The sequence below is a fragment of the Intestinibacter sp. genome (genome assembly GCF_034113885.1).
GTDB lineage: Bacteria > Bacillota > Clostridia > Peptostreptococcales > Peptostreptococcaceae > Intestinibacter.
In genome coordinates this window covers 1-2,523 of record NZ_JAXEWM010000219.1, presented here as the reverse complement: position 1 = coordinate 2,523, position 2,523 = coordinate 1, and the positions used below count along the sequence as shown (strand labels likewise).

The window sequence follows — 2,523 nt, the reverse complement described above, 5'->3', positions numbered from 1 at the left end:
GAATTGAAACCCAAATCTTTGGCAACAATGAGTGTAACTACCTAAGAAAAGTTAGATAAGGTACCTTCCCTTAGGGGAATTGAAACACAGTTGATTTTTTGTTTGTGTAAGTTGCCATAACATACCGTTAGATAAGGTACCTTCCCTTAGGGGAATTGAAACCTTCTAACATCTGTCAAGAGATTTTTAGCAGTTTTTTTAATTTTCTTTTAACTAAATTCCTTACAAAAATTCCATTTTTTTGCACACTAATTAAACAACCGAAAATCGCTTGATTTTTTGTCTTTCAACTCTATTTTCCTAGATATTAGGAATACACACTAATTTTCTGAATAAACTTCCTTTACTCTCGCATAATAAATTCTTAAAAACTTGTTCAAAGCTGCAATTTTATCAACTTTAATTGCTTTACCTTCTTTTATCTTTTTGTCTAAAAAATCATACACTGGATCACCCACAGGCTTTATGAATTTTAAACAAGTAATTATCTCATATCCTGTTTTTTTAAGCTGTGACGATCCTCTTTTAGATATTTTTCGATTCTGACTCTTTGCCGTCGTTTATTAATGTGCATATATAATGTTAGATAAAACATCTTCCTCTTAGCATGTTTAAAGCATCTATTATAGATTGCAATATATTTTTGTATAAAAAATGGAAAATAATTATGTACAAACAATCATCCTTTTTACACTTCTTAATTTCAATCTATAAATCTATTTTTTATAAATTCTCCTATTTTTAACACAAAAAAAGAACAGTACATATTCTAATACATACTACTCTTATAAAAATCATTCTCACAAACTACACTCTCTACCTAAATTTCCTCAACCTTAGGTAATATCCTAAACTCACCAAATTTCTCCAAATCCATATATCTAAAATTCTCCACATCGCCGATATACGTTTTAGATTTATAAAAATCCTTTATCTGCTTAACATCACAAAAATCCTTATTATAGCTTCTTTGCAAATAATCTCCTATATAATTCAAATAGCTCTTTTTATACTTAATCACATCTACCTTTTCATATTTTGGAGACAAGCTTTCGTCATACATATAATTTATTCCTTCAATATCCACTCCTAACATCTGCATCAACTTCTTTTCACTTATAGAATACCATGATTTCTCTGCTATCTTTTTAACCCTCTTTTTGATTATTGATTTGTTTGATTCTTAATTATATTTTATATCATTTTTTTGAAATATGCTTTTTATTTGTACATTTAATCTACTTAAATGCACTATTTTAAATTATTATGCTTAGAATAAAAAAAGGACACCGTACCATTTCTACCTCGTACCATGCCCTACAGAAATTATTCAATTTTTTCATATCGCTACCTCCTAAATTATTATTTTGAAATTACACTAAACCTATCAATTTAACTGTAGTTTTTATCATAGCCTCACCTCCCTAACAATAAATTAAAAACTAGCAGCAAGAACTAGAAGTCAAAGTACAGAAAATCTTCATCGGACAAAGTATGCATTTAATACCCATATTTTTCACCTCCAAAATCATTAAAAACTAAACTAATACAGAACTAGAATAATATTTTTAAAATTATCGTTAAAGCTTTCATCCTCTCACCCCCTTGAAAAAATCTCTAATTAAAATGCAATCGGACAACCTGATCGCTTAGAACAGAAAAGACACTTAGGACTCATAACTACACAACTCATGCTATCACCTCCTACAAATTGTTTAAAATTAATATACTTAGATTATACAGACTTAATCTAAAATCATCTTGTCAAAAAGTGTGCTATTTTGATTTTTTATTTAAATTTTTCTGATTTATTTCTTTTGTGATTTCCTTATGTATTTATAATACCAGTCCAAAATGGATTAATCCTATCAAAAAGTATGCCATTATATATTTTCCCAACCATTTTTTTAGTTATAATATTTAAAAGTCAGTTATATCAATATATCTAGGACTTTTTGGGCTTAAAATGTAAAAATACTATTTTGGTTGGTAAATATTAGATGTGATGTTGAAATATCAATGTTTCTTGTGATATACTAAAATAAAGAATGAGTATTTTACTAGTATTTAACAGTAACATGAGATGTATCGAAGCTATATTGTAACCTCTACGATTTGATTTTCTTTTACAATTTAACAGTAACATGAGATGTATCGAAGCCCAGTTTTTGGATGTTTTACTTCTATATCATAATAAATTTAACAGTAACATGAGATGTATCGAAGCCCAATCTCCATTTTGAAGTTAGATAGCTCTACATATATTTAACAGTAACATGAGATGTATCGAAGCGTTGATCTTCCCATCCTTTTATCTCCAGTAATAAGATATTTAACAGTAACATGAGATGTATCGAAGCTGGAGTATAGGAACATCAATAATTAATGATCCAAAATTTAACAGTAACATGAGATGTATCGAAGCTCGTGTTTGCTTTGTATTTCGAATGTGTATTCTCTAATTTAACAGTAACATGAGATGTATCGAAGCGAAGGAGTTATTGTAGCACTATAAGAAGTATT

1 protein-coding gene and 1 CRISPR repeat array are annotated in these 2,523 nt (G+C 28.3%); the gene reads right to left on the bottom strand.

The features are described 5' to 3' along the window. Positions 1–820: 820 nt before the first annotated feature. On the bottom strand, positions 821–1,096 hold the full coding sequence (locus tag SPD90_RS13365) for a hypothetical protein (protein ID WP_320925548.1): 276 nt from the start codon (positions 1,094–1,096) through the stop codon (positions 821–823). Between the two features lie 969 nt (positions 1,097–2,065). Further along, positions 2,066–2,491: a CRISPR direct-repeat array (repeat unit 30 nt; unit sequence ATTTAACAGTAACATGAGATGTATCGAAGC). Positions 2,492–2,523 lie beyond the last annotated feature (32 nt).

Coding starts and splice junctions, on each gene's coding strand:
- SPD90_RS13365 (WP_320925548.1), bottom strand. CDS start 1,096: ATGTTAGGAGTGGATATTGAAGGAATAAATTATATGTATGACGAAAGC.